The 7,595-nt window shown below is 34.7% G+C and carries 7 protein-coding genes; 3 read left to right on the forward strand and 4 right to left on the reverse strand.

What is annotated here, in order from left to right; translation table 11 throughout:
* From sufB to PHC28_RS12820, 3 genes are all read right to left on the reverse strand, one after another.
* A partial coding sequence (sufB, locus tag PHC28_RS12810; protein WP_300101147.1) for a Fe-S cluster assembly protein SufB occupies positions 1 to 1,045 on the reverse strand: 1,045 nt, incomplete at its 3' end.
* A gap of 164 nt (positions 1,046 to 1,209) precedes the next feature.
* A complete protein-coding gene (locus PHC28_RS12815) occupies positions 1,210 to 1,611 on the reverse strand; it encodes a four helix bundle protein (protein WP_300101150.1) in 402 nt (133 codons plus the stop codon).
* Between the two features lie 40 nt (positions 1,612 to 1,651).
* On the reverse strand, positions 1,652 to 1,981 hold the full coding sequence (locus tag PHC28_RS12820; RefSeq protein WP_300101153.1) for an iron-sulfur cluster assembly accessory protein: 330 nt from the start codon (positions 1,979 to 1,981) through the stop codon (positions 1,652 to 1,654).
* Between the two features lie 171 nt (positions 1,982 to 2,152).
* On the opposite strand from PHC28_RS12820, the gene PHC28_RS12825 reads away from it, so the two are divergent.
* The 3 genes from PHC28_RS12825 to PHC28_RS12835 all read left to right on the forward strand — a co-directional run bounded on the left by PHC28_RS12825 (position 2,153) and on the right by PHC28_RS12835 (position 6,654).
* Positions 2,153 to 3,013 (forward strand): MBL fold metallo-hydrolase, encoded by an 861-nt coding sequence (locus tag PHC28_RS12825; protein WP_300101156.1) that lies wholly within the window; start codon positions 2,153 to 2,155, stop codon positions 3,011 to 3,013.
* Positions 3,014 to 3,088: 75 nt separating this feature from the next.
* Positions 3,089 to 4,720, forward strand: coding sequence for a S8 family peptidase (locus PHC28_RS12830; RefSeq protein WP_300101159.1), 1,632 nt, complete (start codon positions 3,089 to 3,091; stop codon positions 4,718 to 4,720).
* Positions 4,721 to 4,779: 59 nt separating this feature from the next.
* Positions 4,780 to 6,654 (forward strand): M1 family metallopeptidase, encoded by a 1,875-nt coding sequence (locus PHC28_RS12835; protein WP_300101163.1) that lies wholly within the window; start codon positions 4,780 to 4,782, stop codon positions 6,652 to 6,654.
* A 51-nt stretch (positions 6,655 to 6,705) separates the two neighbouring features.
* Here PHC28_RS12835 and PHC28_RS12840 read toward each other — a convergent pair.
* On the reverse strand, positions 6,706 to 7,595 hold an 890-nt coding region (locus PHC28_RS12840; protein WP_300101166.1), incomplete at its 5' end, for an NAD-dependent epimerase/dehydratase family protein.

The following is a 7,595-nucleotide window of genomic DNA, read 5'->3' on the forward strand; positions in this document are numbered from 1 at the left end:
TCATCTTGGTTCCCGTATCAGCTTGTTGGAAATTATTGGTTACGGCAATCGAATAAAATTCTCCAACCGAATTGTCGCCTTTCAAAATACAAGACGGATATTTCCAAGTTACGGCGGAACCAGTTTCGACTTGTGTCCAAGAAATTTTTGCATTTTTCTGGCAGATTCCTCTTTTGGTTACAAAATTAAAAACACCACCTTTTCCCTCTTTGTTTCCAGGATACCAGTTTTGAACGGTCGAATATTTAATTTCGGCATCGTCCATTGCAATGAGTTCCACAACCGCAGCGTGCAATTGATTTTCGTCACGACTTGGAGCGGTGCAACCTTCAAGATAGGAAACATAACTGCCTTCGTCGGCAATAAGTAATGTTCTTTCGAATTGTCCTGTTCCTGCTTGGTTGATACGGAAATAAGTAGAAAGTTCCATCGGGCAACGCACGCCTTTTGGAATATAACAAAAACTTCCATCTGAAAACACAGCCGAATTTAATGCAGCATAAAAATTATCTTTTTGAGGGACAACTGTTCCAAGGTGTTTTCGAACCAATTCAGGATGTTCTTTGATTGCTTCAGAAATGGAACAGAAAATAATTCCTTTTTCGTTCAATGTTTTTTTGAATGTTGTTGCAACTGAAACTGAATCGACAACGATGTCCATAGCAACATTATTCATTATTTTTTGTTCATCGACAGAGATTCCCAACTTTTTGTACATTTCTAAAAGTTCTGGATCTACATCGTCTAATGTTTTATTTGGATCAATAGCTTTTGGTGCTGAATAATAAGAAATCGCCTGAAAATCAGGTTTTTCATAATGAACATTTGCCCATTCTGGTTCGGTCATTTTTTCCCAAGCGCGAAAAGCTTCAATGCGCCATTCGGTCATCCATTCCGGCTCTTCTTTTCGCAAAGAAATGGCGCGAACAATGTCCTCGTTCAAACCAATAGGAAAAGTATCCGATTCTATATCTGTATAAAATCCGTACTCGTATTCTTTTGTCTCGAGTTCAACTCGTAAATGGTCTTCGGTATATTTTGACATATTTTTTTTAATCTAAAAGATTGAAAAAATCTAAAAAATCTAAAGAATATAAAGAAGCTAAAAAATCAAAATAATCTAAAAAATCAAAATAATCTAAAACTTATTTTTTAATTTGACTTCAATACTATTTTTTTAGGTTTTTTTGCTCATTTTATTTTTTTTGATTAATCATTTTTTTGATTTATTTTATCTTGCTTTTCAAGATTTTTCAAATATTTAATATAGTTACCTAATTGTTTTGATATTTCTATGACATCATTTCTATGGTTATAAAAATTATCTTCATTAATATATTCTAAAAGTTGCAAAAAGTTGAACATATTTCGGCATTCGCCAGCAGAACCTTTTGAAAAATATAAAAACCTAATTAATTCTTTTTTTGTTTCTCTTTCAAAACCTTCGGCAATATTATTAGAAATAGATAATGCGGCTCTTTGCAATTGATCTTTTAATCCAAAATCTTTATTAATTTGTTGATTCGACAACGTTAGTTTATATACTTTAACTCCAAAAGACAATGCTTTTTGATAAACTTCCATTTCTTCGAAAGAACTATATTTTGCCATTTTTTTAGATTTTTTAGATTTTTTTGCTATTTTGATTAAATTATAACGAAAACGATTCCCCGCATCCACAAGTTCTACTTGCATTCGGATTATTGAAAACAAAACCTTTTCCGTTTAATCCGCCCGAAAATTCGAGAATAGTTCCAGCTAAATAAAGAAACGATTTTTTTTCTACGGCAATAGTTATTTCGTTGTCCACAAAAATTTTATCGTCTTCACCTTTGTTTTTGTCAAACTTCAAATCATAAGACAAACCCGAGCATCCGCCGCTTTTTACGCCTACTCTTACGTAGTCATTTGCTGGGTCAAATCCATCGTCTTTCATTAAATCGATGATTTTCTTTTTGGCAGTATCAGAAACCTTTATCATAGCTTATATAGAATTTGTCTAAATAGAGCACAAAGATATTACAATTTCGCCTTTTAGTCAAACATATAACATTTTTATAACTATATCGGGATAGAAAAAGTCGATTTGGCTTCCTATATAAGTAAATGTATTCCTTAACTTTGTTTTCTTGTAGTACTAACAAAACAAAAAATGAAACTATATCCTATTGAAACTGGCAATTTTAAACTCGACGGTGGCGCAATGTTTGGCGTTGTGCCAAAAACAATCTGGAGTCGAACTAATCCCGCTGATAGTAATAATTTAATTGATCTTGCAGCTCGTTGTTTACTCATCGAAGACGGAAATCGACTGATTCTTATTGATAACGGAATGGGCAACAAACAATCCGAGAAGTTTTTCGGCTATTATTCGCTTTGGGGTAGTCATTCATTGGACAATTCTTTAGCAAAATACGGTTTTCACCGCGATGATATTACTGATGTTTTTTTGTCACACCTACATTTTGATCATTGTGGTGGAAGTGTCAATTGGAATAAAGACAAAACGGGTTATGAAGTTGCTTTCAAAAATGCTAAGTATTGGACGAATGAAAACCATTGGGAATGGGCTACAAAACCCAATCTTCGAGAAAAAGCGTCTTTTCTATCTGAAAACATTTTACCCATTCAAGAAAGTGGACAGTTAAATTTCATAAAAAGACCCGAAGGTGATTTATTGGAAAAATCGGAACTTGATTTTGGAATTTTCTTTGCCGACGGCCACACCGAAAAACAAATGATTCCACAAATAAAATACCAAGACAAAACCATTTGTTTTATGGCTGATTTGTTGCCAACGGTGGGACATATTCCTTTGCCTTACGTGATGGGTTATGACACCAGACCATTATTGACGATGCCCGAAAAATCGAAATTCCTTGATGCCGCTGCCGAAAATAATTACTATTTGTTCTTGGAACACGATGCCCACAACGAAATCATAACTGTAGAACACACCGAAAGAGGTGTTCGTTTGAAGGAAGCTTTTACTTGTGATGAAATCTTTAAATAGTGTTAATTTTGTTTAAATTTGTAACAAAACGACTTACATTTAGACAAATTTTATAAATTCCAAAAAAACCAAACAATGAATAAAATTAAATTCCTTTTTGTCTCCATTTTTGCAGCCTTAGTTTTAGCTAGTTGCGGAGCGTCAAAATCTGTTTCCACTATTTCATTATTGCCAGAAACAGCCCCATTAAACATTACAAAAAAGGCTCCAATTAATGAAGGGGACTTAAAACGCTGGAGTCATTTAGATTTAGTAAAAGATACGATTCCAGGAATGAGTGTTGATAAAGCATATTCCGAATTACTCAAAGGTAAAAAAGGCGTAAAAGTAATTGTGGGTGTTGTAGATTCAGGAGTTGATATTGATCACGAAGATTTGAAATCAGTCATTTGGACCAATAAAAAAGAAATTCCTGGTAACGGAATCGACGATGACAACAACGGTTACATTGACGATATTCACGGATGGAATTTTCTTGGAGATATCACCAAAGAAAATCTTGAATATGAAAGAATTTTAAACAACAAAAATCTTGTTGATGAAGCTACTTATCAAGAAGCAAAAGCGGCACACGACAAAAAAGTAGCCGAAAGCACAGAAGGAAAAACCCAATTAGAAAAAATATTGGAAGGAACTACAAAGGCAGATGCGGTTTTGGTTAAATATTTTGGAAAATCTGGCTATTCTGTAGAAGAAGTTAATGCAATTGAATCGCAAGATTCGATTTTGAAAGTTAGTAAAAGTATGATGCAAAGAATGCTTTCTTTTGGAATGAGTGTCCCTGACTTGAAAACGGCAATTCAAAAAGAATTAGATGCTGACATTGCTGCAATAAATGAAAACGCACCAATGATTAATTATAGAAAGGTTGTTGGAGATAATCCAGAAGACATTACGGATACAAAATATGGCAACAACAATGTTATGGGAATTAGTCCTGATAAATCACAAATTATGCACGGAACCCACGTTGCTGGGATAATTGCTCAAGTTAGAAATAATGGAATTGGTGGCGATGGTATTTCAAACAATACTGAAATTTTGGTGGTTCGTGCCGTGCCTGATGGTGATGAATATGACAAAGATGTTGCCCTTGGTATTCGTTATGCAGTTGATAATGGCGCAAAAGTAATCAATGGAAGTTTTGGAAAAGACTTCTCTCCGCACAAACAATGGGTTTATGATGCCATAAAATATGCTGAAAGTAAAGATGTTTTAATTGTACACGCAGCAGGAAATGATGCAAAAGATATTGATTTTGAAAATAATTTCCCCAATGATTCGGATGATAAAAAGACTGAATTTGCCGATAATGTAATTACCATTGGTGCTTTGAATTTTGAATATGGACCAAAAATTGTTGCAAGATTTTCAAACATTGGAAAGTTAAACGTTGATGCTTTTGCTCCTGGAGTAAAAATTTATGCTTCAACACCAAACAATACTTACAAGTTCTTACAGGGAACATCAATGGCTTCGCCAAATGTAGCAGGTGTTGCGGCATTAATTCGTTCTTATTATCCAAAATTATCTGCTCAACAAGTAAAACATATTTTGATGGACTCGGGTGTGGCAATTACAACTGATGTAGTGGTTGCTGGAAACCCAAGAGATGTTCGTTCTTTTACCAATTTGTCTAAATCAGGAAAAATTGTGAACGCTTACAATGCTTTATTAATGGCTGAAAAAATGTCGAAGAACAAATAATTAATCTTTAATTCCAAAATGGAAGGACTCAAATCCTTCCATTTTTTATTATATCAAATATGAAAAAATTACTTTTACTTGCTGCATTTTCATTGAGTTTCGGAAACCTTTTTGCACAAAGTTCAACCTATTGGCAACAACACGTCAGCTACAAAATGGATGTGGTTATGAATGTGAAAAACTACCAATATAAAGGCAAACAGGAATTGGTTTACACTAATAATTCGCCTGACACTCTAAAACGAGTTTTTTATCATTTATACAACAATGCTTTTCAGCCTGGAAGCGAGATGGATGCTAGAATTCAAAGTATCAAAGATCCAGATGGTAGAATGGTCAACAAGATAAAAGTGGACGGAAAGGAAATTAAAGAAAGCCGAATTAAAACTTTGAAACCAAATGAAATTGGCTATTTGAATATTTCAAATTTCAAGCAGGACGGAGAAAATGCGGTTACAAAAACTGTGGGAACCATTCTCGAAGTGACTTTAGCAAAACCCATTTTACCCAATTCGAAAACTACATTTACATTAGATTTTGATGGACAAGTTCCTATTCAAATTCGTCGTTCAGGAAGAAATAATGCAGAAGGAGTCGAATTGTCAATGGCACAATGGTATCCAAAAATAGCCGAATTTGATTTCGAAGGTTGGCACGCTGATCCTTATATCGCAAGAGAATTTCACGGAGTTTGGGGAAATTTCGATGTGAATATAACTATTGACAAGGATTATGTTTTGGGCGGAAGTGGTTATTTGCAAAACCCAAATGAAATAGGTCACGGTTATCAGGATGCAGGAATTCAAGTTGTTTATCCAAAGAACACCAAAACTTTGACTTGGCATTTTATCGCACCAATGGTTCACGATTTTACTTGGGCAGCCGACAAAAATTATATTCACGATTTAGTGAAAGGACCTAATGATATTGATTTGCATTTCCTTTACAAAAACAATCCATCAGTTATAGAAAATTGGAAAAAACTAGAACCTCTAATGGTTAAAGTGATGGATTTTTACAACAAAACGGTTGGCAATTATCCTTACAAACAATATTCATTTATTCAAGGTGGCGATGGCGGAATGGAATATGCAATGTGTACTTTGATATTAGGTAATGGCACTTTAGAGGGGATTTTTGGAACAGCAACACACGAGTTGGGACATTCTTGGTTTCAGCACGTTTTGGCTTCCAATGAATCAAAACATCCTTGGATGGATGAAGGATTTACTTCTTATATCGAAGATTTAGCAATGAATGAATTTGCTGTCAAAAAATTGGATAATCCTTTTGAGACAACTTACAGAGCCTATTATATATTAGTAGAATCAGGTAAAGAGCAACCGCAAACTACACACGGTGATCGTTATGACGAAAACCGACCTTACAGTATTTCTTCTTATGGTAAAGGAGAAATTTTCTTGTCACAATTAGAATATCTCATTGGAAAAGAAAATGTTTTGAAAACACTGAAAAGATATTTCAACGATTTCAAATTCAAACATCCAACGCCAAATGACATCAAGAGAAGTGCAGAGAGAGTTTCAGGAGCAAATTTAGATTGGTATTTGACCGATTGGACAGAAACTACCAACACGATTGATTATGGAATCAAGGAGGTAAAAGACAATGCCGATAAAACAATTGTCACCTTGGAAAGAATCGGTAGAATGCCAATGCCAATTGATTTATTGGTCGAATATACAGATGGTACAAAAGAGAGTTTTTACATTCCGTTGCGAATGATGAGTTTTGAGAAAGAAAATCCAAATCCAAATATTGAAAGAATGGTTTTAAGCGATTGGGCTTGGGCTTATCCAACTTATGAATTGAGTATTTCTAAACCAAAATCCGCAATCAAAAAAATAACCATCGACCCAAGCGGATTAATGGCTGATGTGAAAAGAGAGAACAATGTTTATGAATTGAAATAGAATATTTGCATAAACAAAAAAAGTCCAGCTTTAAAACTGGACTTTTTTTGTTTATTGAGTATTGATATCTCCCAAATTCTTCAACATATCCACCGTCATACTTTCTAAATCGAATTTCTGATTCCAGTCCCAGTCTTCTCTTGCTCGAGAATCGTCAATGCTCGCTGGCCAACTATCAGCTATTGTTTGCCTGAAATCAGGATTGTACGAAACGGTAAAATCAGGAATATGCTTCTTGATTTCGGCAGCAATTTCTGTTGGTGTAAAACTCATCGCGGCTAAATTATAAGACGAACGAATCTTGATTTGTTCCGCCGGTGTTTGCATAATTTGTAAGGTCGCTGCAATAGCATCATCCATATACATCATCGGCATTTTGGTTTCTGATGACAAGAAACATTCGTATTTTTTATCAGATAAAGCTTTGTGAAAAATATCCACAGCATAATCTGTCGTTCCACCACCAGGAGGAGTTGACCAACTTATTAAACCAGGATAGCGAACACTTCGAACATCAACTCCAAAATGAGTATGATAATATTCACACCATCTTTCACCCGCTTGTTTGCTTATTCCATAAACGGTTGATGGCTCCATAATGGTGTATTGTGGTGTATTTTCTTGGGGCGTAGTTGGACCAAAAACGGCGATACTTGATGGCCAGAATATTTTTTTTATTTTCTTGGCTTTCGCCAAATTCAAAACGTGAAACAGCGAATTCATATTCAAATCCCAAGCAAAAGCGGGATTTTTTTCAGCGGTTGCTGATAGTAATGCTGCCATCAAATAAACATCGGTAATATGATGCACTTCTACAAGATGCTCAATTTGGTTAAAATCCAGTGCATTTACAACTTCAAAAGTGCCTGAATTGACAATGTCATTATTCAATTTTCGAATGTCGGAAGCGACGACATTTTCGGTTCCATAAATTTCTCGAA

The organism is Flavobacterium sp. (genome assembly GCF_028712645.1).
Taxonomy (GTDB): Bacteria; Bacteroidota; Bacteroidia; order Flavobacteriales; family Flavobacteriaceae; genus Flavobacterium.